The organism is Aliisedimentitalea scapharcae (genome assembly GCF_045277565.1).
Lineage (GTDB): Bacteria > Pseudomonadota > Alphaproteobacteria > Rhodobacterales > Rhodobacteraceae > Aliisedimentitalea > Aliisedimentitalea scapharcae.
In genome coordinates, this window is the sequence record NZ_CP123584.1 from 3,458,517 (window position 1) to 3,482,159 (window position 23,643).

General features: G+C 61.0%; 17 protein-coding genes. 3 read left to right on the top strand and 14 right to left on the bottom strand.

Going from position 1 to position 23,643, the window contains the following annotated elements; all coding sequences use genetic code 11:
- Positions 1-26: 26 nt before the first annotated feature.
- Entirely contained in the window at positions 27-1,445 is a 1,419-nt protein-coding gene (locus QEZ52_RS16185; protein WP_406645495.1) for an MFS transporter, read from the bottom strand.
- 68 nt (positions 1,446-1,513) lie between these two features.
- Here QEZ52_RS16185 and QEZ52_RS16190 point away from each other — a divergent pair, with 68 nt between their 5' ends.
- Positions 1,514-1,924 (top strand): helix-turn-helix domain-containing protein, encoded by a 411-nt coding sequence (locus QEZ52_RS16190; protein WP_406645496.1) that lies wholly within the window; start codon positions 1,514-1,516, stop codon positions 1,922-1,924.
- Between the two features lie 169 nt (positions 1,925-2,093).
- Here the strand turns inward: QEZ52_RS16190 and QEZ52_RS16195 are convergent, their stop codons facing one another.
- From QEZ52_RS16195 to QEZ52_RS16240, 10 genes are all read right to left on the bottom strand, one after another.
- Entirely contained in the window at positions 2,094-3,020 is a 927-nt protein-coding gene (locus tag QEZ52_RS16195) for a DMT family transporter (protein ID WP_406645497.1), read from the bottom strand.
- A 170-nt stretch (positions 3,021-3,190) separates the two neighbouring features.
- A complete protein-coding gene (tcuB, locus tag QEZ52_RS16200; RefSeq protein WP_406645498.1) occupies positions 3,191-4,279 on the bottom strand; it encodes a tricarballylate utilization 4Fe-4S protein TcuB in 1,089 nt (362 codons plus the stop codon).
- A complete protein-coding gene (tcuA, locus tag QEZ52_RS16205; RefSeq protein WP_406645499.1) occupies positions 4,269-5,654 on the bottom strand; it encodes an FAD-dependent tricarballylate dehydrogenase TcuA in 1,386 nt (461 codons plus the stop codon). Before tcuA ends, tcuB begins: the two co-directional genes overlap by 11 nt.
- Complete coding sequence (locus tag QEZ52_RS16210; protein WP_406645500.1) at positions 5,644-6,384, bottom strand: class II aldolase/adducin family protein; 741 nt, start codon at positions 6,382-6,384, stop codon at positions 5,644-5,646. Before QEZ52_RS16210 ends, tcuA begins: the two co-directional genes overlap by 11 nt.
- Positions 6,385-6,387: 3 nt before the next feature.
- Positions 6,388-8,058 carry a thiamine pyrophosphate-binding protein gene (locus QEZ52_RS16215; protein ID WP_406645501.1) on the bottom strand — a complete coding sequence of 557 codons (1,671 nt, stop codon included), beginning with the start codon at positions 8,056-8,058 and terminating at the stop codon, positions 6,388-6,390.
- A gap of 2 nt (positions 8,059-8,060) precedes the next feature.
- Complete coding sequence (locus QEZ52_RS16220) at positions 8,061-10,463, bottom strand: FAD-dependent oxidoreductase (RefSeq protein WP_406645502.1); 2,403 nt, start codon at positions 10,461-10,463, stop codon at positions 8,061-8,063.
- Positions 10,463-12,883 carry an FAD-dependent oxidoreductase gene (locus QEZ52_RS16225; RefSeq protein WP_406645503.1) on the bottom strand — a complete coding sequence of 807 codons (2,421 nt, stop codon included), beginning with the start codon at positions 12,881-12,883 and terminating at the stop codon, positions 10,463-10,465. Before QEZ52_RS16225 ends, QEZ52_RS16220 begins: the two co-directional genes overlap by 1 nt.
- Complete coding sequence (locus QEZ52_RS16230; RefSeq protein WP_406645504.1) at positions 12,880-14,178, bottom strand: aspartate aminotransferase family protein; 1,299 nt, start codon at positions 14,176-14,178, stop codon at positions 12,880-12,882. Before QEZ52_RS16230 ends, QEZ52_RS16225 begins: the two co-directional genes overlap by 4 nt.
- Before the next feature lie 21 nt (positions 14,179-14,199).
- Complete coding sequence (locus tag QEZ52_RS16235; RefSeq protein ID WP_406645505.1) at positions 14,200-15,660, bottom strand: aldehyde dehydrogenase family protein; 1,461 nt, start codon at positions 15,658-15,660, stop codon at positions 14,200-14,202.
- Positions 15,660-17,204, bottom strand: coding sequence for a trimethylamine methyltransferase family protein (locus QEZ52_RS16240; RefSeq protein WP_406645506.1), 1,545 nt, complete (start codon positions 17,202-17,204; stop codon positions 15,660-15,662). Before QEZ52_RS16240 ends, QEZ52_RS16235 begins: the two co-directional genes overlap by 1 nt.
- A 112-nt stretch (positions 17,205-17,316) precedes the next feature.
- On the opposite strand from QEZ52_RS16240, the gene QEZ52_RS16245 reads away from it, so the two are divergent.
- Positions 17,317-18,198, top strand: a complete 882-nt coding sequence (locus QEZ52_RS16245) for a LysR substrate-binding domain-containing protein (protein ID WP_406645507.1) — start codon at positions 17,317-17,319, stop codon at positions 18,196-18,198.
- Positions 18,199-18,220: 22 nt separating this feature from the next.
- Here QEZ52_RS16245 and QEZ52_RS16250 read toward each other — a convergent pair whose 3' ends face one another.
- The 3 genes from QEZ52_RS16250 to QEZ52_RS16260 all read right to left on the bottom strand — a co-directional run bounded on the left by QEZ52_RS16250 (position 18,221) and on the right by QEZ52_RS16260 (position 22,206).
- The gene (locus QEZ52_RS16250) at positions 18,221-19,114 is read right to left on the bottom strand and encodes a DMT family transporter (RefSeq protein WP_406645508.1); all 894 of its coding nucleotides are present in this window, start codon (positions 19,112-19,114) and stop codon (positions 18,221-18,223) included.
- Between the two features lie 132 nt (positions 19,115-19,246).
- Positions 19,247-20,254, bottom strand: coding sequence for a YeiH family protein (locus QEZ52_RS16255; RefSeq protein ID WP_406650531.1), 1,008 nt, complete (start codon positions 20,252-20,254; stop codon positions 19,247-19,249).
- Positions 20,255-20,583: 329 nt separating this feature from the next.
- The gene (locus QEZ52_RS16260; protein WP_406645509.1) at positions 20,584-22,206 is read right to left on the bottom strand and encodes a GMC family oxidoreductase; all 1,623 of its coding nucleotides are present in this window, start codon (positions 22,204-22,206) and stop codon (positions 20,584-20,586) included.
- A 120-nt stretch (positions 22,207-22,326) separates the two neighbouring features.
- On the opposite strand from QEZ52_RS16260, the gene QEZ52_RS16265 reads away from it, so the two are divergent.
- Positions 22,327-23,559, top strand: coding sequence for a TRAP transporter substrate-binding protein (locus QEZ52_RS16265; RefSeq protein ID WP_406645510.1), 1,233 nt, complete (start codon positions 22,327-22,329; stop codon positions 23,557-23,559).
- Positions 23,560-23,643 lie beyond the last annotated feature (84 nt).

A 23,643-nucleotide genomic window follows, 5' to 3' on the forward strand; every position in this document is an offset into this window, starting at 1 on the left:
GGGTGATACCTGTGACACCTGACGGTTTACTCTGCCACAGCGCAGGCCCCCTGTGGCCGCGCGACCCCGCTGTAGATCGCCAAACCCAATGCGACCGTCGCCAACCCGGCTGCAACCACCAGAGACGTCGAAAACGCATGTGACACATCTGGGACAGCAGCCAGGGAAACATCTCCGGTTCCCAGGACAGTGACAAAAACAGTGGGCATGGCGGATACCCCTGTCATCAGACCCAGGTTGCGCGACAGGCCAAGCAGACCGGAAAGGCGGCCACGCTGATCTGTGTCAGCGTCAACCAGAACGATCGTGTTGTTGGCAGCAAGAAAAAGCTGAAAGGCCGGTGTCAGCATGACAAGCGCCAAGATGTACCCCCCTGCTCCGAACATCCGAGGCAGAAACGCCAGGCACAGCAATCCCAACACCGTCTGCACCAGCCCGATCAGCAGCGCCCGATTTGCACCAATGCGGTCCGTCAATCGCCCCGCCGGAACACCAAAAAGCGCCGCGACAGCAGGGCCAGTTGCCAGCACAAAACCGATGAGCGCCTCGTTCAACCCCAATGAAAACGCCAGAAAGAACGGCCCAACCACAAGCGTCGACATCATGACGGTACCAATCAGCATATTCGTGGCAAAGCCGACGCCGGTTTTTCGATCAGCAAGCAGCTGCATGGATACCAATGGCGCAGATGTTCGCAGTTCGACAATCACGAACAGGATAAACCCTGCGACGGAAGCGGCACACAGCACAATCGGGTGCAGCGGGATACCAGAGACACCGCCGCTCGTCGCCAGCGCAAAGGCCGCAAGCGCAAACACAAGCACAAATGTTCCCGGCACATCCAGGTCCTTGAGCGCAGGCGCACTCCGTTTTGAGTTCCGAGGAATTGCCGTGGCACACAGAACAAGCGCAAGGGCCCCAAACCCTGCGAGCGCCCAAAAGCTCATCCGCCAATCGCCCCAGGCCAGCAACACCCCCCCAAGTGATGGGCCAAGGGCCGTGCCCAGGGCAGAGGTCGTGCCGAGAAGCCCCATCGCCGTGCCCAGCCGGTCTGTCGAGACGTGATCGCGGGCCATCGACATCGGCAACGCAATCAGAACGCCGCCCCCCGCCCCCTGCAGCGCCCGCCCGGCGATCAACACGTTCAAATTCGGCGCAGCCGCACACAGAATTGACGCGCCGACAAAACCAACAAGGCCAGCTGTCAGAACGCGCCGATGACCATAAAGATCGCCCAACCGCCCGGCCGGAACCACGGCAATGGTAGCGAACATGAGATAGATCAAAACCACCCATTTGACGTTTGACACCGTGGCCGAGAAGACCAGAGTCAGTTTGGGAAGCAGGACAGACGCAATACTCACCCCCAGAGAGGCGGCCATTGCCGCTGCGGCAAGCGCAACCAGAATGGAGGTGGATGTCGGGGTCGGCTGGGTTTTGATCATGGTGGTGTCTCTTGTCATAGCTACAGTTGACGACTACCCTGCCACTTCAAGCCAACTTGAGGTCAACCATGGAAGTTCTAGATATTGGTGTTTTGTCGGAACAAAGCGGTGTTCCCCCGTCCACGCTGCGGTATTACGAGGAAATCGGCCTGATTCAATCCGTGGGACGGCGGGGGCTGCGGCGGCAGTTCGAAAGATTGACGGTCACGCAACTCGCCCTGATTTCATTGGGGAAAATGGCCGGATTTTCGCTCGAAGACATCAAGGGCATGTTCGCCAAGGACGGCACCCCGCAATTGCCGCGTGCCGAACTGCACCTTCGCGCAGATATGCTGGAAGAGCAGATTCGCGGCCTGTCCAGACTGCGCGACGCGATGCGACACGTCGCGGATTGTCCGGCAGAAACTCATCTGGACTGCCCAAAATTCCAACACCTCATGAAATTTGCGGCGCGCTCTGCCAATACACAAAAGCGATGATATTTGCGGTCGCCGACACGGTATCGCAAGGGGCGGGATGATGCATGCATCACCCCAGTCCCCGCCGCCCAGCACCCTGTCCCCGGTGCCCCGGTTTCCTCGTCTTGGCCACGCCTGCCGGGGTTCTGCGCTGACCCAGGCCCCATGAGCCGCGGATCATGCCCCCAACCTAGGCTTTGGGTTCTTTTGCGATAACTGTCGTCACAGTCCGCGTCGTCCGGCTTCGGGTGATTGCTATCGCGCCCAACACCAAAACACAGGCGACAATCTGGGGCGTCGTAATCGCTTCGCCAAATGCAAAAAAGCCAACCGCAAACATAGTTGGGAGCTCAATGCTCCCGATGACCGCAGTCTGCGACGCACCAATCAATGGCGAACAGATTGTGTAGATGAGCTGTGGAACAAGCGCCGTGACCAGACCAATTCCGGCGATCAAAATCCAGTCGGCCTGTCCGCTCGGGAGCAGCACAGACGCATCGGCAGTTGCCATCAGCGGCAAGAGCCCAATAACCGACCCCAGAGAAACCGACGCAATGCGTGCCAGCGGCGCGATACGGGACAGCCTGTAGACCAGAACACATATGCCAAAGCCAAAGCCCAAAGGGGCCGCCAGTGACATCAAAAGCGTGGGGATTTGCTGTATCGGAACCGATGCCGGCGACCCAGCTATGAGTGCCGCGACCACAATAAGACCCGAAGCCAGCAGAGCGCGCCGCGTCGGGGCATCGCCGAACAAGACCCAGGCAATGATCAACGTGAACACCGGATAGGTCATATACAGCACGCCCACTGTCGATGCCGGCAATGTCTTTATCGCCGTAACATATCCGATCCATCCCAGACCCATTACCGCCCCGGCCGAAAGCCCCCAAAACACCTCGCGCCACGCCCTGCGGTGCACAATCAGAACAGGAAAGAGCAGAACCGCCGCAACGATATAGCGATAGAATGCGACGGCATAAGGCGCGACCCCCTGTTCGGTCAGCCCCCGGCTGAAATAGGGAACCAGTCCGAAACAGATTGACGCGACAAGCACACCGCCCCCCGCAAGAGCATAGGAAACAGAGGGGCGTGTCTGTGTCGAACGTGTCGTCATGTCCCAGCCCTAACACGGGTTCGCAAATACCAAAGCAGAAAACATGCCCGGCGGGGTTCGTCCCGCAAAATGAATCTTTCGACCCGTTGCCACCTGGCGGGTCTCTGGCCGCATTGAATTGATGTATCGACCAATCAGAGGACGGGCGCTTTCGCTGATTGGTCACTTGGTCATTTCTGTTGGGCGTCGCGCACCAGCGCGGCCAGGCGATAAAAGCCGTGCACCATCTTGGAAAATGGCATCAGCAGGAAAAACGCCAAAACCGTGCCCAGATGCAGGGCCAACAACAGCGGTACGGCAGCGGTGCCAGTGGCGGCGTACAGCACCAAACCCGTCACCGCGACGACGAACAACAGCAGGATAAACGCCATTTCACCACCCCAGACCCGCGTATCCCCCAGCGACCTGTCGCCCTTGGGTTTCAACCAGGCGAGTTTGGCCGTCCCCAGTGTCAGCAAGACACCGCCTGTGATCCCCAGCAGCTTGGGCAGCGACAGCAGATCATAGGGCGCAGGCAGGTCAAAAACATAATGCATCACTGTCGCCGTTGACGTCGCCGCAAAGCACAACAAAAACCCCCACATGGTCAGCTGGTGCCCGATCCGGCGCAGGTGAGTGAACCGGTCCTCGTCTTCGAAATTGCAGCCCTCGCCATGGCCACCAGACAGGTTTTTCAGTTTGGCAGCATCCCCAAAGGCATGTGTCAGCGCGCCCAGCGTCACCTTTTGTCCGCCGATATGCGCCCAATAGCGGCGCAGGCTGATCGTGATCGACAGGACCGGAAACAGGAAGGCGGGGACAAAGATCGCCACCATCGCATTGTGGCTGAGGGTGGCATAAAACCCGTCTCCCCCCGCCGATCCGATGGCCTGCACAGCCAGCAACAACACCATGAAGCCCACAATCACGGCACATGCAATCGCCACGCCAGAGCGGTGAAAGGCCTGTCCCGCGCCACGAGGCCAGGCGTGATCCTGCCAGCTGTCTTGTCGCACCTGCGCCAACACTCCGGGCAGGTTCAGCGCAAATTCATGGGGTTCGGTGTACTGACAGGCGTAATAACACCCCCGACAGTTGTGGCACAGGTTGGCCAGCTGCGAGATGTCACCATCGCCAAAGGTCTTTTGTTTGGTGATCGCCGGGAACACCGCGCAATAGCCTTCGCAATAACGGCAGGCATTGCAGATTTCGATCTGGCGGCGGGCCTCGTCGATGGGGTTCAGGGTTTCGAACGCCTGAGGTGTTTGTTCAATGGACATAGGCGGCGGCCTCCTTGCCTGCGATGCGGCCAAAAACGGTGCCGATGGTCATGCCGAACCCGGCCAAATAGCCTTGACCCAGGATCGACCCGGCCATGGTTTCGCCGGCAGCCCACAGGTTTTGGACCGGGCCCGTGGCTCCTTGGACCTGGGCCTGTGCGTCGACCTTGAACCCGAGATAGGTAAAGGTCACACCGGGGCGCAGGGAATAGCCATAGAATGGCGGGTCGACGATGGGTCGGGCCCAGTTGGTTTTGGGTGGGTCCAATCCTTCGGTCGCCACCCCGTCCAATTCGGTCGGTTTGAAATCACCGTTTTGGCAGGCGGCGTTGAATTCAGCAATGGTGGCGGCCACCGCATCCGGCTCCAGCCCCAGTTTCACTGCCAACTCGGGGATCGTGTCGGCCGTCACCGGCGGGAACACAGACGGCATGAATAGGTCGCGCGATTTTGAATCGATGATCGAATAGGCCACCTGATCGTCTTGGGCAGCCACCAACCGTCCCCAGATCGCATAGCGTTTGGGCCAAACGTCTTCGCCTTCGTTATAGAACCGCTGACCATGGGTGTTGACCACCACGGAAAATGGCACACAGTCCAACCGGGTCACGATGCCGCCGTCGAATTTGGGGGCGCGCCCGTCAATGGCAACCGCATGGCATTGGGTCGGATCCCCAATGGATTGCACCCCCTGATCCAGCAGGTCAAACAACACATCTCCCCGGTTATAGGGCGTGCCGCGGATCAGGAAGTTTTCAGCCTCGGGTCCCCAGGCCGCAACCAACCGTTCGATATTGCCCTGAAACCCACCCGAGGCCACGACCACTGCGCGCGGGGTCAGGCTGTGTGCAGTGCCGTGTTGGGTGAAATCGACCCGTGTGATGCGGTCGCCATCCAGTTCCAGATGGCTCACATGCGCATCATACAGCACTTCGACGCCCAGCGCCGCAGCGGTGCGGTAATAGGCATTCACCAATGCTTTGCCGCCACCCAGAAAAAACGCATTGGTGCGCGACAGGCTGAGCGTACCTGACAGCGACGGCTGAAACCGCACCCCATGGGCCTCCATCCAGGGTTGGCTTTCCTGGCTGCCGCGAATGGCGATGCGGGCCAGGTTCTCGTCGGTGTTGCCCTTGGTGACCAACAGCAGGTCGTTGTAATATTCGTCTTCGCCGTAGCTGCCGGTCAGCACCGACAGCGGGCCATCATGCATGCAGCGGAAATTGCGGGTGTGGCGCGAATTGCCGCCGCGATACTCCTTGGGCGCGCCTTCAAGGATCAGCACCCGCGCACCTGCTTCGGCAGCCGTGATTGCCGCGCACAAGGCAGCATTGCCGCCCCCGACAATCACGATATCGGGCGTTTTATTGGTCATATTCAGGGTGCTCTCTGTCCAGGCGTCGCAACAGGGCGGGCCATTCTTTCCATCCGTGCGGACCGTTTTCCGGCGCGCCCCATTGCAGCAGCGGGTCAAGCGCATCAGGCGAAATCAGAATCGGGTCATCCGTCGCCGCCATCACATCCACCTGTATCTTGCATGACGCTTCGAGGTGATAGTGATACATGAACACCTCTGCCGCCGTCCGGCCCAGCGTCAGCAAACCGTGGTTCTGCAACAGCATCGTATAATTCTGCCCCAGATCCGCCGCGAGCGCCGCGCCTTCATCCGCCACGGCGGTGCTGTCCTGAAACGGGTGTGTCGCCAACGTCCCCAGAACAAATCCCGAATGCTGCGAAATCGGCAATAATCCCTGTGGCATCGCCGACACGGCAATCCCGGCGCGCGTATGGCTGTGCAGTACAAAGTTGACGTCCGGGCGGGCCTGCAAGACCGCTGAATGGATCTCGTGCCCAGCCCGGTTGAGCACCCGCCCCGGTGTCAGCATCCGACCATCAAAGCTGATCTCACACAGCGACGACGCGGTGATTTCATCGAACAGTTCGTCGTGGGCGTTCATCAGATAGGCATCATCACGCCCCGGAATCCGGGCCGAAATATGCGTGCTGGTCAGATCGGTCCACCCATAGAGGTGACACAAACGGTAAAGGGCCGCCAATTGCTGGCGGGCCTCTCGTTCGTTTGTGGGGCGCGGGCAGGTGCTCATGCTTTAGTCATCCGCTTTTTTGAACAGATCCTTGCGCAACGTCATCAGCGCCTTGGGGTCGATCTTGGCCTGAATAACCGTGGTCTCATTGCTGGCGATCGCCTGAACCAATGCATCGCCCAGCGCGCCGGGGCCATCGACCCAGATGCCCTTGCCCCCGCAGAGTTCGGCGAATTTGTCATAGCGTGGCGATTGGATTTCCGCCCCCAGCAAACGCCCGCCATAAAACTCCTCCTGATAGGCCTTTTCCGCGCCCCAGGCTTCGTTATCCAGAACCACCGCCACAATGGGAAGCTTGTTCTGAATGGCCGTTTGGATTTCGATCATCGTGTACCCCATGGCCCCGTCCCCCATGATCGCCACCACCGGGCGCTCTGGCGCGGCGGCCTTGGCACCGATGGCGGCAGACAGGCCAAAACCCACCAGACCAAAATCCAGCGGCGTGATCAGCGACATCGGTTGATAGTGCGCCAGACGGTCAGCACCCTGCAGACAGGTGTTGCCGGTGTCCAGCGTGACAATCGCATCCCGTGGCAACGCACCGCGCAATTCGGCCAACGCCCGACGGGGGTGCATCGGCAGGGTGGCGATTTGGGCCTCTTCAACCCGCTCGGCCATCAGGCTGGCCCAATCGTCCCGGAAGGACGCGCGCCATGCATCGGCGGCAGGCTTTTGCGTCGCGTTGGTCAATGCTTCGGCCGTCAGACGGGCATCGGCCTGCACCGCGATCTCGGCGGGGAAGTAGCGCCCAACGGCTGAACCATCAATGTCCACATGGGCAATGCGGGTGTCTGCCCCCACATAGTCGTTGCTGTGAAAGGTCGAATTGAACCCCAGTCGCGCGCCCAGCACCACCATCACGTCGGCTTCGCGTGTCAGACGGCTGGCCACGCGGTTGCCGCGCGGACCGGCCTGTCCGGCGAACCAGGGATGGCCGTGTTCCATCACATCCGCATGCCCGGTCGATGCCACAACAGGCACCTCCAGCTTTTCGGCCAATGCGGTCAGGGCGTCACGACCCTGCCCCCATTTAAAGCCACCGCCCGCAAAGATGACGGGACGTTGCGCGCCGGAGAGCATCGCCGCGATCGCCTCGACATCTTCACCAGCCGCTGGGCCGGGGCGGGCGATGTTCACAGGTTTGGGGTCATTGGCCGGGACCATGTCGGCAAACAGATCGCGCGGCACATGCAACACCACCGGCCCCCGACGGCCCGAGTTGGCCAGACGAATTGCGTCCTCCAGCATCGCAGGCAGGCGTGCCGCGTCGCTGACCAGTACCGATTTCTTGCTGATCGGGGCGAACAGCGCGACCTGGTCCACCTCCTGAAAGGTGTCCTTGGCATGGTCACAACGGCTGATGGCACCAGCAATCACCACCAGCGGGCTATACGCCAATTGCGCCTCGGCCACGGCAGTGACGATATTGACCACGCCGGGTCCGGCCTGCGCGCCCAGAACGACGCCGGGTTTGCCGGTCATCCGCGCCCAGGCGTCAGCCATATGGCCAGCCGCACGTTCATCGCGGGCACCGACGTAATTGATCGCGCCGTCCTGATACATCGCATCATAGAGTTCAAGCATCGAACCACCCAACAGCCCGAACACAGTGTCGATTCCATTGGCCTTGAGCACGCGATAGGCGGCTTCCCCGCCTGTAATCTTATTGGTCATCTTCAGTCCTCTGAACGGGGGCGCAGGTTCTGCGGGTCAAACACCGCGTCCTCATGCACCGTCACATCGTATTCTGTATTCAAAATCTGCACTTTCAGGCCCTGCTTGGGCGTGCCCTTGCGCACGAACAACCAGCCCAGGCTTTTACCGACGGTATAGCCATAGCCGCCCGACGTGGTCAGCCCGACAATCGCGCCGTTACAGACAATTGGCTCGCCACCGTGGATGTCGATGCCATCGGCGTGCAGTTCACCGTAAAACAGCTCCCATGTCGGGGTGCGATCCATCACTGCGTCGCGACCGACAAAATCCCGGTCGATGGCGCGCACGAACCGGTCCAGACCAACGTCATAGGGGCCGACATCAGTGGTCAGTTCACCCGACGCGCGATAGGCCTTTTCCATGCGCATGCCATTAAAGGCATAGCTGCCCAGATCGACCAGCCCGTGTTTGCCGCCCACCTCGTGCAGTGCGTCATAAAGCGTGCCCATATGTTCCAGCGGGGCGTGCAACTCCCACCCGAGTTCGCCCACGAACGACACGCGCAAGGCATAGACCGGGATGCCAGCCACGGTGATTTCCTGCCCCGACAGCCAGGGGAAGGCCGCGTTGGACAGGTCCGCATCGGTCAGGTCGGCCATGATCTTGCGACTGTTGGGTCCAGACAGCGCTAGCATTCCCCAATCGGCTGTATGATTGACCATCTGCACGTCTTCGCCGTCACAGATGTGGGATTTGATCCAGGCAAAATCCGGGTTGGCGCGGGCAATCGGTGAGCCGGTGAAATAGCGCCCCTCGGCGATGCGCCAGATGGTCACTTCGGTTTCGAAGCGGCCCTTGGGTGTCAGCAGATGGTTCAGGGTCAGCCGCCCGTCACGCGCCGGAATTTTATTGGCCGAAATCCGATCCAACAGCTTGCCCGCGTCGCGCCCGGTGATTTCAAACTGGGCAAAGGCACACAGGTCGATGACCCCGGCCCCGGCACGGGTGGCTTTGGCCTCGGCCAGCGCATTGGCGTGCCAGGCCTGATGCCCCCACCCCATCTGTTCAACCTCGCCCACATCGCCGAAATAACGCGGACGTTCCCAGCCTGCGACTTCGCCGAACACCGCGCCTTTGGCGGCGAGACGATCATACAGAACATGCCGGTTCAACGGGCGCATGGCGTTGAACTGTTTGCCCGGAACCGGGGTGTCATGGCGGCGCATAAATTCGTCTTTGGTCCGTTCGACGATGTAATTGTCGGTCGAAAAATCCCCATATCGGCGCGGATCCATCGACCGGGTGTTGATCTCGGCCTCGCCGTGCACCATCCAATCGGCCAGCACCTTGCCGGCACCCCCGCCCCAGGCCAGCCCAATGGACGACCCACAGGACAACCAGACATTGGGTGCGCCCGACGGGCCGACCAGCATACCGCCATCCGGCGTGTGGGTGATCGCCCCCCGCACCACGCGTTTGATGCCCAATTCCGCCAGGATCGGCATCTTGTCGAATGCCACCATCAGGAAATCGCCGATGCTGTCATAATCGGCCTCGAACAGCTCGTTTTCGGCCTTCCACGGCGCGCCTTCGGGCATGGTCCAGACGGTGGGGCAAACGTGCCCTTCATAGATGCCGATCAGACCGGACTTCTGCTCCTGCCGGATATACCCACCAAAGGAATTATCCCGCATCACCGGCAGTTCGGGACGGTCGGCAAATTCGGGCACAGTATCGGTGACCAGATAGTGGTGCAGGCAGGAAACGGACGGGATTTTCAACCCGAACCATTCACCGACCTGATTGGCATAAGACCCTGCGGCGATGACCACATGTTCGGCCAGAACCTCGCCGTTTTCGGTTTGCAGCAACCACATGTCACCTTTGCGCGACGCCCCTGTGACCTGATTGCGGCGTTCGATCTTGGCCCCACGGGCGCGCGACGCGGCGGCCAGCGCCATGGTGACCGAACTGGGGTCGATGTGACCGTCTTGGAACGTCTGGATCGCCGCCTTGACGTTGTCGACCTTGTAGAACGGATTCACCTTGGCGACCTCTTCGGGGCCGACCAGCTCCATCGGCAGGTCCAGCAAACGCCCGACCCCCATGATGGATTTCATCCAATCGACTTCGTCGTCGGTGGTGGCGATGCGAAAGCCGCCAACCTCGTGCCACCCAATGCTTTGCCCGGTTTCCTGTTCAACCCGTTTGTACAGTTCCAGCGAGGTTTTGTTGATCCAGCCGGCAATGCGGCTGCCAACGGCATGCGCGATCTGGCCCGCAGCATGCCAGGTCGACCCGGAGGTCAGTTCGGCCTTTTCAAACAGGATGGTATCGGTCCAGCCGTTTTCAGCCAATTGCAGCTGGGCCGCGACCCCCATGATGCCGCCGCCGATGATGGCGACTTGGGTTGTTCGGGTCATCAGTTTGATCCTTTGAATGCGAATTTCGCGGGTTTCAGCGAGGCCTTGGCGCTGTAGCGGGTACAGGCGATTTCGACCTCGAACCCGTCAACGATGTCCTGACTGACCAGCGCCTCCAGCGGCGCATCAATCATTGCCAACGCAACCGAGCGGCCAAAGCGATAGCTCCAGGCGGCCGAGGTGATCTGACCCACCACCTGACCATCGCGCCAGATCGGTTCATCATGGATCGGGAGCGCGTCCGGATCGTCAAACAACATAGACACAATGCGGCGTTTGGGTGGGGTCGTGCGGGCGGCCAACAGGGCGTCCTTGCCGACAAAATCGCTGTCCCAGCCAATGAACGCCTCGGTCCCGGCCTCGAACGGGGTGACGCCGGGTGACATTTCGTGCCCCCATGCGCGGAACCCGCTTTCGATGCGCAGTGAGCCGCTGGCAAACAGCCCGGCGTGGGTGGCACCGGCAGCGATCAGCGCCTCATAGGCGGCCATGGCCATATCGGCGGGGATGTAGAGTTCGAACCCTTCTTCGCCGGTGAACGACAACCGCCCAGCCCAGCCGCTGGCCAGCCCGATTTCGACCGGGGCAAAGCGGAAGCGGCCAATATTGGGCAGTTTTGCGGTCGATGCCTTTTGCAGGATTTCCGCCGCACGTGCCCCTGCCAGCCCCAGGATCGCATAGCCCGAGGTCACATCAGTCACTTCGACCCGGAACGACCCTTTGGTTTCGCGCAGGCGTTTCATGTCGCGTACGACCTCGCCCGCGCCAACGATCAGCATATAGGTGCCGGCCCCGTGGCGCTGCACGGTGATGTCGGATTCAATCCCACCGCGCGCGTTCAGGATCTGGCTATAGACTATACGGCCCGTCGGCACGTCCATGTCTGCCGCGCAGACGCGGTTCAGGAAATCGCAGGCGTCCGGCCCCTGCACCATGATCTTGCCAAAGGCCGATTGGTCCAGAATGGCAGCCCCATCGCGACAGGCGGCCACCTCGGCCCCGACCTGATCGCGCCATTTCGGTGCCTCAAAGGTCAACGGCAGGTGGTTTTCGTCACCGCCGAAATGTTCGACCCGTTCCCATCCCGCGCGCGAAACGAATTTGGCCCCGGCCTGTTGCAGGCCCGAATGGATCGGGCTGCGCCGCTGACCACGCGCGGTGTCCATGGAGCGCCCCGGATAGGCAATGTCGTAATGGCGCCCCAGAACTTCGGGGATCCGCGCCTCGAGCGCGCCCAGCACGTTCATTTCGGGGCCAAAGCGGCGAATATCGGCCTCGTTCAGCTCCATCGTCGGTTCGCCTGCCATGATCCATTCGGCCATCGCCATGCCCGCGCCACCGGCCAGCGCGATGCCGGTCGAATTCATGCCGCCCATCAGGAACAACCCCGGCACTTCGGGGCTTTCGCCCATCATGAACTGGCTATCGAGCGTGAAACTCTCGGGCCCGTTTAGCAGCATGCGCACCTCGGCCTGTTCCAGCGCCGGGATACGGTGCAGGGCGTTCTCCATCATCGGCATGAAGTGGTCCCAATCCTCGCCCAGCAAATCAAAGCTGAAATCGGCGGGAAGCTTTTCCATTGGCAGCCCCTTGGCGTGGGGTTCAAAACAGCCGACCAACAGCCCTTCGACATCGTCGCGGGCGTACAGAAAGGCGTCCTGATCGTTCAGCGTCGGCAGATGCGCGCCCTTGCCCAGCGCCTGTACCTGTTCCAGCGGCTTGGTCAGGATGTAGAAATGTTCGCAGGCATAGAGCGGCATATGCGCGCCCGCCATTTCGGCGACCTCGCGCGACCACAGCCCACAGGCGATCACCACCTCGTCGGCTTCGATCACGTGATCGCCGACCTCAACCGCGCTGATGCGGCCGCCCTGTTTTTGCAGGCCCGTAACGCGGGTGTCCTCGAATATCTGAACGCCGCGGGCACGGGCACCCTTGGACAGCGCCAGCGCCACATCCGACGGGTTCACCCGGCCATCAACCGGCGAATAGACCGCGCCGATCACATCGTCGGTGTGCAGCAACGGCCACAGTTCTTCGACCTGCTTGCGGTCCACCACTTCGGCCTCGAGCCCAAAGGCCCGGCCCAGTGAAACCTGCCGTTTCAGGGTGGTCAGACGGTCCTGATTGGTGGCAATCGACAGGCTGCCGGTCTGGGTCCAGCCGGTGCCCTGCCCGGTCTCCTGCTCCAGGTCCTTGTACAGGTCGATCGAATAATTGATCAGCTTGGTCAGCGTCGCGGACGGGCGCAGACGGCGCACCAGCCCGGCGGCGTGCCAGGTGGTCCCGGAGGTGAGTTTGGAGCGTTCCAGAACCACGATATCCTTGCGCCCTTCGCGGGCCAGATGATAGGCGATGGAACATCCAATGACCCCGCCGCCGATGATCACGGTACGGGCCTGTTTGGGCAGAGACGTCATGGGGCAATCACTCCTGCTTCGGTCAACTCGCCGAGCGTTTCGTCAAAAATTTCAATGGCTTCGTCAACCAGTTCCGGGGTGTGGGCGCTGGACGTGACACAGGAGGTGAACGACATGAAGTCCACCCCGCGTTCCAGCAGCCCATTGCGCAGCCCATTGACCAGCGCCGGGGGCACGGTGCGGATCTGCGCCGCTGTCAGCCCGTCGATTGAGCTGCCGCCGAAATAAAGGTGGCACGTCGAACTGTCGCCATAGGCCACCGCCGCCATGCCGCGGTTGGTGAAGCAGGCGTTGATGCCGTCGCGCAGGCGGGCGGCCATGGCGTCGGCCTGTTTCTGAACGTCACCGGTGGACAACAGCTTCATCGCGGCAATGGCACCTGCGGCGACCATGGGGGCAGCGTTGAACGTGCCCTTGTGGCTGACCGGCGGGGCCAGACCGTCGCGGGGTTTGCCGGGATCCAGCAGCTCCATGATATCGCGTCGCCCACAGATCGCACCGCCAGGCAGCCCACCGGTCACAACCTTGGCCAGCGTGGTGATGTCTGGCGTCACCCCGTCGCGCGCCTGACGCCCGCCGGGGGCCCAGCGGAATCCGGTGATCACCTCGTCAAAGATCAGAACCTTGCCGCGCGTCGTGGCCAGGTCGCGGATACCGGACAGAAAGCCATCCGGCAAAGGCACCGAGCCATAATTGGCCCCGGATGCTTCGACAAAAATTGTCCCGATATCGTCGTCCTGATCCAACAGCGCCGCGATGGCGTCAACTGACGGCGGTGCCACCACGGTCAGATCGGTGATCGCCGTTGGCACGCCCAACGACGGTGCCGTGTTGGTGCCAGGTTTGGCCCCTTTGATCAGCATATCGTGCCAGCCGTGGAAATGCCCGTCGATGCGCAGCACTTTGTCTTTGCCCGACCACGCACGTCCCAGACGCAGCGCCAACATGGTGCTTTCGGTGCCTGAACCGGTAAACCGGACCAGATCGGCCGAAGGGTACAGCCGCGCGATCCATTCCGCCCATTCGATTTCCAGCGCGTGACAATCGCCAGTATAGGGCGTTTTGGTCAGCTGTTCGGCCACCGCCTGCATCACCTCGGGACAGGAATTGCCCAGGATCTGGCTGGCAGCGCCCAGTTTGAAGTCGATATAGCGTTTGCCTTCGACGTCCCATTTTTCCGCGCCCAGCGCGTGATCGATATAGATCGGGTGCGGCGCGCGATAGCGCAGTTCATGGCTGACCCCGCCGGGCATCACCTGGCGGGCGCGATCTGCGAGGGTCTGGTTGCGTGTCATGTCAGCTCTCAGTTCGATGTCTCAGTGGTTCAAAACGATGGATTTCGTGGCGCAATAGGCGGCGAGCCCCGCCAACCCCTTTTCCCGGCCGATGCCGCTGTGCTTCATCCCGCCAAACGGCACGGTATCGCCGCCTTGCAGGAAGCCGTTGACAAACACCTGTCCGGCCTCGACCCGGCGGGCAATTTGCAGGGCGCGGGAGGCGTCGGCGGTATAGATCCCAGCGACCAGACCAAAGTCTGAACCATTGGCGAGCGTCAGGGCGTGATCGGCATCTTCGCAGATCTGGGTGACCAGCACCGGGCCGAACACTTCGTCGCGGGCGATCTCGCTGTCAGCAGGGACATCCGTGAAAATGGTCGGGGCATAGAACAGCCCGTTTGGCAAGGCGTCGGGGCGAACCCGATGGCCGCCAGTCACACAACGCAAACCTGCGGTACGTGCGCGATCCACAAAGCCGTCGACTCGCGCGATCTGGCTGGCAGACACCAGCGGCCCCAGATCCGGGTCGTCCAGGGGATGGCCAAATGTCAGCGCCTCGGCCCTTTCAACCACCCGTTCGATCAGCGCCTCATGCACATCACGGTGACAGATCAGCCGGGCACCGGCGGCACAGACCTGCCCGGCGTTAAAGAAGATCCCGCGCACCACGCCATCCGCGGCGGCACCCAGATCGGCATCGGCCAGCACCACCACCGGGGATTTCCCGCCCAGCTCCAGCGTCACACCAGCCACAGGAGCCGAGGCCGCCTGCATCACCCGGCGGCCCGTCGCGGTCGATCCGGTAAAGGTCACATGGGCAATGTCAGCATGCCCAGCCAGCGCCGCGCCCACGTCGCCCGCACCACAGACCACATTGAACACCCCCGGCGGCACCCCGGCCTCCAGCGCCAGTTGCGCAACCATGATGGCAGACAACGGCGTCAGCTCGGACGGTTTTGCCACAATCGTGGCCCCCACCGCCAACGCCGGGGCCGCACCACGTGCAAGGGTTGAGATCGGGTAGTTCCACGGCAAGATGTGGGCGGTCACACCCACCGGTTCCAACACGGTCAATGCTGTCTGATCCGGTCCCAGGGGAATGCTGTCACCGTTCAGCTTGTCACAGCATCCGGCGTAGAACCGGAAATACGCCACGGCCCGGATCACGTCGCGGCGCGCCTGAGACAGGGGTTTGCCCACGTTCGCCGACTCGACCGCGGCCAGCCGGTCGGCCTGTCCCGCGATCAGATCGGCGAGGCGAAACAGCACCTGTGCGCGCGCACCCGGTGCGGTGTCGGCCCAGCCGCGTAATGCTCCCTTGGCGCTCGCCACGGCCTGCCCCACCTGCGTGGGGTCAGCGTCAACAACCGACAGATAGCTCTCTCCCGTCGCCGGATCGATCAGCGCGCGGGGCTGCCCGGCACCGCTGTGGCCCGCCCCATCGATCAGGTGATGCGGCAGTCGATCCAAATCAGTGGGAAAGAGCGGATGCGCAGTCATCAACCGCGACCGATTTGTGCAAAGCTGAGACAGATGTTGAACCGATCCCGCAATTCGGCGTCTTTTTCATTCGAGATATGCGCCGGGAAATGACTGGCCAGCAATTCCCGCGCTTTGTCGCGGGCTGTATCGCCAATCGGGCGCGATCCGTCTTCTTCCCATTCACGCGGCGTGCGCCGGTCGCCCAGATGCGGATAGAAATAATCCGATTTCATCCGGCTGAACGTGTGACGATGCCCCAGATAATGCCCCTCGCCCCGGCAGACATCGGCGATGACCTCGGCCCCGATGTTCTCGGCGTTGACTTCGATCCCACGCACGGTGCGCAGAATGTTGCCCAGCATGTCATTGTCGACCACATAGGCCTCGAGCGAGACCCCCAACAGGCTGGCCTGCATGCCGCAGGATTGGGTGATCAGATTTGACCCCGCATGAGCTGCGGATGACACGGCGAGGTTCTTTTCGCTGCCATATTGGGCATCGAGCGTCTTGGAGTCGGAAATCCCGGCAATCGACGTGGTGGGCAGATTGTAATAACGCCCCATCTGTGCCGCGCCGGCCATCAGGATGGCCTGTTCACCACCGCCCGCACACATAGATCCGGTGCGCAGATCCGCAACCAGCGGCTTGGGGCCAAACAACGCCGCCACATTCGGATCGATCAGACGGGCAAAGACCAAACCGGCCAGGGTTTCGGCCACGGCCTGAACCAGCGACCCGGCGATGGTCGCGGGGCTGGTGGCCCCGGCCTGTCCCGCCGAAATCAACTGAACCGGAAAGCCCGCCAGAATGGCCGCCTCTAGCGTGTCCAGCGCCTCTTCGGCAAACCGCATCGGTGGCACCACGTGACAGACCATGACGGTCAGAAAGGGACGGGCCCGGAACGCGTCTTCGGATCCGGCGAGCGTATAGCACAGATCGGCCAGCTGCTGGAGGTTCTCGGGCTCAGATACCGACACCGATACATGTTTGGAGGTGCCCATCAAACAGGCATAGGCCGTGTTCAAATCCATGTCCGCGACATTCTCGACGTCGCGCGCCACGATCGAGCGGCTGAAATGGTGGATGTTCTCCATCGCGTCGCAAATCCGCGCCGCGTCATACAGATCCTTGAGCGATCCATCGCGATAATGGCCATCGTCGATGTCAAATACCCCCGGCGCCCCCCCGCCCGAGCTCATGTGAACCCGTGCGCCTGACAGATCCAGATCATGTTTGCGGTCCTGACCGTACAGCACCACATCCCGGCGCGCCTCGGCCACGGTTTTCAGAACCAGATCACGGGGGAACAGTAGACGTTTGTCATCCGTATACGTGCCGCCATGGGCACAGACCTTTTCGATCATCGACGGGGTCGCCTGCGACAATCCCAGGGTTTCGAGCAGCATCAGCACTGCTTCATTCACCTCAGCCAGATTATCATCGCTCAGCGGACGAAACGCCCCCCCCGTCAGACCGCCCCAAACCGGAGGCTTTTCGTTGCCCGGGTTCGCGTTGCTTTCAATGCGGGCTTCTCTGCCTCTGCGACCTGATCTGCCAGCCATGTCAAACTCTCAACGTCTGTTTCGGTTGCCATAGGGGTACGCAACCGGGCAGCCCCAAGCAAAAACATGTTTCTCTTGCTATTGGTGAGTCAATCTCATCTATAGTGCCGACATGACAAATCTTCCTTCCCTCCCGGCGCTGCGGGCGTTCGAGGCAGCCGCCCGGTTGGGCAGCTTTCAGGCCGCGGCCGAAGCGTTGGGCGTATCGCCCACGGCGATCAGCCACCATGTGCGCGGGCTCGAGGCGCGGCTGGACGTTCAGCTGTTCACGCGCGGCACCCGCCAGGTCCACCTGACGGACGAGGGCGAGCGTCTGGCACATGGGGCCACCACCGCGTTTCGGGTGTTGGAGGCCAGCGTGGAATCGGTGCTGAACCGCCCGCGTCAAAAGCCCAAAATCCGCATTGCATTGGGGCCCAGTTTCGCCACCCGTTGGCTGTTGCCCCGGTTCGCCGAATTCTGTGACCAATTCCCCGCGGTCGAGCTGGAACTGGTGCAGACCCCGCTGCTGGTATCACCGCAGAACGTCGACGCAGATATCTTTATCACCTGGGGGGATGGGAGTTTTCCCGGAATGATTGCCGAACCATTGGTCAATGTTCTGTCGGCCCCCGTGGCCAGCCCCGGGTTGCTGGCCCGACTGGGACGTCCTGATCGTCCGTCAGATCTGTTCCGCTATCCGTTGATCCACCAACGGGACACACTGGGGTGGAACGCGTGGTTCATGGGCGCGAATGTCACGCCTCCGACCCTGCACGGTCCGGTCATCGAAGACACAAATGTGGTGTTGCAGGCGGCCATTGCCGGTCAGGGCGTGGTCATGGGATGGGTGCCGCTGATCAACGCGGAATTGGAAAATGGCACGTTGGTTCAATTGTTCGATGCCGTGCTGAGCGAAAACCGGGCTTATCATCTGGTGCGCCGCAAATCCGACCCGCGCGAGGCAGAAGTCAGCGCGATCTGCACCTGGCTTCTGGCGCAGGCCGAAATGTGACCCGGCCGCCCCCAGAGCAAAGTCAGGCAGCCCTGTGCCCCGAATTGCTGCGCCAGAGGATAAAGAGCCCCGACACAACGATCAGGCCACAGCCGATCAACATGGCAACGGACAGGGTTTCGCCGAACAGCACCACGCCACAGCCAATCCCGAACAGCAACCGGGTATAGCGAAACGGCGTGACGGCAGACACATCGCCCGTACGCATCGCCTTCATCAGGGCGCTATAGGCCGCAACTCCGGCGATCACGGCCCCGGCCATGATCCCCCATGTACCCGCGTCAGGCAGAACCAACGGGCGGGCCTCCCACAGCGAAAACAACGCCCCCGCGACAATGACGGCAAGAAATCCGTATACGCCCAGAACCGGCGTCCCCAGCGAAGCAGGCGCGGCGCGGCTGGCCAGATCACGACCGGCAAACCCGAACATCCCCAGCACCGCTAAAAGCGACAGGATTGAAAAGCTGTCGGCACCGGGCTGGATGATGACGATAACCCCTAACAGGCCGACGAGAATGGCAGCCCATCGGCGCCACCCCACCCGCTCTCCAAGGAACAACGCAGCCCCGGCCACCACGACGATCGGTGTCGCCTGCAAGATTACGGTCGCAGCAGACAATGGGGTCAGCGCAATGGCCAGAACATAAAACAGCCGCCCCAGTATTTCGAACACGACCCGGATACGCATGGGGCGTGACATCACCGCCCGCGACACCAACGCGTCACCAGTCGCGCGTGCCCAAAGAGCAAAGACAGCCGCCCCTCCGGCCCCGAACATCATCAGGATCTGGCTGATCGACAGAGTCTGTGCTGCAACCTTGAGAAAAACATCCTCGATGGCAAATCCGGCCATGGCCGCAACCATCCACAGACTGCCGATCAGATTGGCCCGGCGGCCATGGTCCACATCGTTCATCCTGCCCGCTCCAATCCGGTCCCGGACTCCGACTGAAACACGGGCCCATCCTGTGGCTTACGCGAAATCCCGCAGCGGGCCAAGATACCACCGCCGACAGACAGAGCCGTCTGCCTGGATGCCGCCCCCGGTTCAGTGGTGCCCGAATATGGCGACACCAATCAGAACAAACACGGCGATAAACACCGTTTCGGCCACGATCAGACCAATTGCCTGTCCGCCTACGTCCAGAATTCGTTTGAGCGAAGTTTTCATTCCCACAGCGGCGATCGAAATCAACAGCGCCCAACGGCTGAGGCTGGACATCCAGTCAACAACCACGGCCGGGATCAACCCCATTGAGTTCAGCGTCGCAAAGATCAGGAACCCGATGACGAACATGGGCAGGATCGGCGGGCGAACTCCCCCCTGTGCAGTGTCATCAGCGTGACGACGCACCATGATCGAAATCACCAACACCACAGGGGCCAGCATTGCAACGCGGATCAGTTTGACCAAAGTGGCAACTTCACCAGTTTCATTCGACACCGAGAACCCGGCACCGACCACCTGGGCCACATCGTGGATTGTGCCCCCCAGAAAGACGCCCGAAACTTCATCGTTAAAGGCGAAAAATTCGGTCAGGATCGGATAAAGGATCATCGCCAGTGTCGACAGCACCGTGACCGAAAGCACGGTGAAGATCAGATTGCGTTCGGAATGTTCGTTTTTGGGCAATACAGCCGAAATCGCCATAGCTGCCGAAGCTCCACAGATTGCAACCGATCCGCCCGTCAACAATCCAAAGCGCCACCCCCGACCCAGCACCCGCGCGCCCAACAGGCCAAACAGGATGGTCACAATCACGCCGATGACCACAACGGCAATCAGCTTGGGGCCCAATCCAACCATCAGTTCAACTGAAATCCGCGCGCCCAATAACGCCACCCCGAACCGCAACACCGTGCGGGCGGTGAATTCGATGCCGGGTTTGCACACACCCTCTTCGGCAAGAAAGTGAAAGGCGATGCCCAACAACAGCGCCATCAGCATTGCCGGGGCACCGTAATGTTCCGAAAGGAACTGGGCCGCCGCTGCGATGACGGCAGACACCAGAAACCCCTGCCCGTTCTTTTGCGTAAATTCGATAAGCCCGGACATCGGGCCGGACGAAATGGTCTGCATCAAGGTCATCCTTTATTGGTCCCGCGCAATTTGGCTGTGTCGCGACCCCGGGGGGTATCGGTGCGCGGCCCCCGCATGTTTCATCTGATCCATACCCGAGTTCCCTGACCTGGTCCTGACTTGGTGCTGACCTGGCAATACCGTGGTCGACATTCCGATGTCAGGCACCTGTCATGGCTCGCAATCTGTGATCACAGTTATGGTATCGCAACCTCTGGGCACCTGCAACATCGGCACCGTCAGCCAGTGCTCTATTTCCGTCAACCTGCACCACGAAAGCGCAATTGCACCCAAAATAAATCGGCTCAGACAGAGACCTTGCGGTCCTCCAGGATCATGTCGCTGGCCTTTTCCCCGATCATGATGGTGGGCGCATTGGTGTTGCCCGACACGATGTCCGGCATGATCGACGCATCCGCAATCCGCAATCCGGCGATACCTCGCACCCGCAGCCGGTCATCGACCACCGCCTGATCATCATGCCCCATCCGGCAGGTGCTGGTGGGGTGATAGATGGTCTGGCTGATATCGCGGGCACATTGCAGCAATTCTGCGTCCGATTGCGGATTGTTGGCGGGAACATGTTCGCGCAGGACATAGGGGCTGAGCGCCTGGGTTCTGGTCATGGCGCGGGCGAATTTGACGGCCCGGACGGCACACAGTTGGTCCGCCGTTGCGGACAGGTAATTCGGCACGATTTTGGGATAGTCCGACGCATAGGGTGTCGCGATGTGGATGTGGCCCCGGCTTTCGGGGCGCAATTGGCACACCGACGAGGTGATGCCGGAAAACGGATGCATTTCAATCCCCGGCTTGTCGGCGCTGAGCGGCTGGAAATGGAACTGGATATCCGGCGTGGCCAGCCCTTGCATGGATTTGGCAAAGATACAGACCTGGCTGGCACCCAGGCTCATCGGGCCCTTGCGGAACAGCACATAGTTCAACCCGATCCCCATGCGGGGAACGAACCGGTTGATGGCATCATTCAGGGTCTGGGCATTCACCTCATAGACCAGCCGGATCTGCAGGTGATCCTGCAAACATTCCCCCACGCCGGGCAATTCGTGGCGCACCTGTACCCCCGCCTTTTGCAAGACGTCACCCCGCCCAATTCCAGACAGCTCAAGGATCTGCGGCGACCCGATGGCCCCTGCCGACAGGATGACTTCGCCACCTGGGTTCAACAGCACATCATACACCTCGCCCTTGCGCGAATACCGCACCCCGATCACGCGGCGCGAGTCATTCCGGTCGAAAATCAGCTGTTCGGTATGCGCATGGGTCACAACTTCAAGGTTGGGTCGTTTCTTGGCCGGGTTTAAAAAGGCACGCGCGCTGGAGCAGCGGAAACCGCCGCGGGCGGTCTGGTGAAAATATCCGACCCCTTCCTGATCGACGCCATTATAGTCTTCATTGCGCGGCACACCCATTTCCACAGCGGCGTTGATAAAGGCCTCGGAAATATCGCTTTTGGCCCGGATCAGCGAGACCGACAGACCGCCGTCTCCCCCGTGATAGTCATCAGCTCCGTTTTCATGGGCCTCGGACCGTTTGAACAGGGGCAGCACGTCGTCATAGCTCCAGCCGCGATTGCCGCGTTGGGCCCAGCGATCATAATCTTCCTTCTGGCCGCGCACATAAAGCAACCCGTTGATCGAACTGGACCCGCCCAGTGTCTTGCCCCGCGGCCAATCCAGCGACCTGTCGCCCAACCCCGGATCTGGTTCGGTCTTGTAACACCAGTCCGTGTTGGGATTGTGCAGCGTTTTGAAATAGCCCACCGGCACATGGATCCACGGATTCACGTCCCGCCCTCCCGCCTCAAGCAGAATCACCCGATTCGCAGGATCTTTGCTCAGCCTGTTGGCCAGAACACAGCCGGCAGACCCAGCGCCTACGATCAGAAAATCGGCTTGTTTCGGTGACATACGGTGTTCCTCCCCGGGCTCAAGTCGCGAGGCGTTCAAAAACTCCTTGCGTCACACTTCAATATGACACTATTAATGAGACAACAAGTCTCAATAATCATCAAACGGGAGGAAATTTGGATGAGTGTTGGTGGAAACCTGCGAGGCATCTCGCGTCGTGATCTGTTTCGTGTGGCAGGTCGGTTCGGGATGAGCTCGACCTTGCTGGCAGCTGGTGGATTTGGCGGGGCGATGTCGCTGGCCAATCTCGCGGCGGCAGCTGAATCGACCTATGAAAAGCGCTATTCCAAACCGGCGAAGCACACGCTCAAGTTTGGTGCATCAGGCTTTAACGCGCAGAACCTGTTGATCGAACGCGCGGGTGCGCTGGAATTCGCCCGTGATCTGGAAAGCCGCACTGATGGCGAGATCCGGATTGAATTCATCGGCAACAACCAGATCTGCGGCCAGACATCCTGCGTCGAGAAAACCCAGCAGGGTATCGTCGACATCTATGCGGCATCGACCCAGAATTCGGCCGGTGGTGCGCCCTATCTGAACGTGCTGGACTATGCCTATATGTTCCCGGGCCGCGCCTCGCAGTATCATTTCCTCTACAGCCCCGAATCCCAGCGTATCCTCCGTGACCCGCTGGAAAAACGTCACGGGCTGAAATTCCTGTTCAGCCATTGCGAACTGCGCGGCATTCAGCTGGGCCTGGGATGGCAGGACAAACCGACTGTGACCAAGCTGGAACAATTGTTCGGCACCAAAAACCGCGTCACCGGCACACAGCTGGGCCGCATCGCCATGCAGGCATTGAACCTGAACCCGGTTCCCGTCGCATGGGAGGAAACCCTGGATGGTCTGAAACAGGGTCTGATTGATGGTGCGGAAACCTGGGCCTCGGCTGTGGCCTATGCCAATATGTCCCCTGTGGTCAGCCAATCCGTCGATCTGAAATTCTTCTGTGGCACGGAACATACCTCGATGAGCGCGAGCGTGTTCGACAGCCTCGAAGGGTATCTGCAGGACGCGGTGATGGAGAGCGCCTATTGGGCCCAGACCCACGTGCAGGCCGCCAACGAAGCGGCGCTGGTCAAGACCGTCGGTCATTCCGATCCACAGATGCCCGGCACCATTTTTGCGGAAAACAACGTCCGCAACGCCTTCCTGGCCGACGACCAGATCAAGATGGCCGAAGAAATGTGTTCGCCCGAGTTCCAACCGCAATTGTGGGAACAGTGGCGGGATCGTCTGAACAATTGGGCCGGTGGCATCGACACCTATCAGGAGATCTATGACATCGCCCGCCAAGTCCCCGCAGACATGAAGCCTGAAAACGTCGAGCCACGCCGGTGGTGGAAAGCCTGATCTGACAGGCAATTTTTCGGGTCGGCGCGTGGTATCATGCGCCGGCTTGTTTGCATTTACCAAGACCGGGCACACCCGGCGCAC

Bases quoted from the DNA above. Each gene is read 5' to 3' on its own strand.
- QEZ52_RS16185 (WP_406645495.1), bottom strand. From the start codon at position 1,445: ATGATCAAAACCCAGCCGACCCCGACATCCACCTCCATTCTGGTTGCG.
- QEZ52_RS16190 (WP_406645496.1), top strand. From the start codon at position 1,514: ATGGAAGTTCTAGATATTGGTGTTTTGTCGGAACAAAGCGGTGTTCCC.
- QEZ52_RS16195 (WP_406645497.1), bottom strand. From the start codon at position 3,020: ATGACGACACGTTCGACACAGACACGCCCCTCTGTTTCCTATGCTCTT.
- tcuB (WP_406645498.1), bottom strand. From the start codon at position 4,279: ATGTCCATTGAACAAACACCTCAGGCGTTCGAAACCCTGAACCCCATC.
- tcuA (WP_406645499.1), bottom strand. From the start codon at position 5,654: ATGACCAATAAAACGCCCGATATCGTGATTGTCGGGGGCGGCAATGCT.
- QEZ52_RS16210 (WP_406645500.1), bottom strand. From the start codon at position 6,384: ATGAGCACCTGCCCGCGCCCCACAAACGAACGAGAGGCCCGCCAGCAA.
- QEZ52_RS16215 (WP_406645501.1), bottom strand. From the start codon at position 8,058: ATGACCAATAAGATTACAGGCGGGGAAGCCGCCTATCGCGTGCTCAAG.
- QEZ52_RS16220 (WP_406645502.1), bottom strand. From the start codon at position 10,463: ATGACCCGAACAACCCAAGTCGCCATCATCGGCGGCGGCATCATGGGG.
- QEZ52_RS16225 (WP_406645503.1), bottom strand. From the start codon at position 12,883: ATGACGTCTCTGCCCAAACAGGCCCGTACCGTGATCATCGGCGGCGGG.
- QEZ52_RS16230 (WP_406645504.1), bottom strand. From the start codon at position 14,178: ATGACACGCAACCAGACCCTCGCAGATCGCGCCCGCCAGGTGATGCCC.
- QEZ52_RS16235 (WP_406645505.1), bottom strand. From the start codon at position 15,660: ATGACTGCGCATCCGCTCTTTCCCACTGATTTGGATCGACTGCCGCAT.
- QEZ52_RS16240 (WP_406645506.1), bottom strand. From the start codon at position 17,204: ATGGCTGGCAGATCAGGTCGCAGAGGCAGAGAAGCCCGCATTGAAAGC.
- QEZ52_RS16245 (WP_406645507.1), top strand. From the start codon at position 17,317: ATGACAAATCTTCCTTCCCTCCCGGCGCTGCGGGCGTTCGAGGCAGCC.
- QEZ52_RS16250 (WP_406645508.1), bottom strand. From the start codon at position 19,114: ATGAACGATGTGGACCATGGCCGCCGGGCCAATCTGATCGGCAGTCTG.
- QEZ52_RS16255 (WP_406650531.1), bottom strand. From the start codon at position 20,254: ATGTCCGGGCTTATCGAATTTACGCAAAAGAACGGGCAGGGGTTTCTG.
- QEZ52_RS16260 (WP_406645509.1), bottom strand. From the start codon at position 22,206: ATGTCACCGAAACAAGCCGATTTTCTGATCGTAGGCGCTGGGTCTGCC.
- QEZ52_RS16265 (WP_406645510.1), top strand. From the start codon at position 22,327: ATGAGTGTTGGTGGAAACCTGCGAGGCATCTCGCGTCGTGATCTGTTT.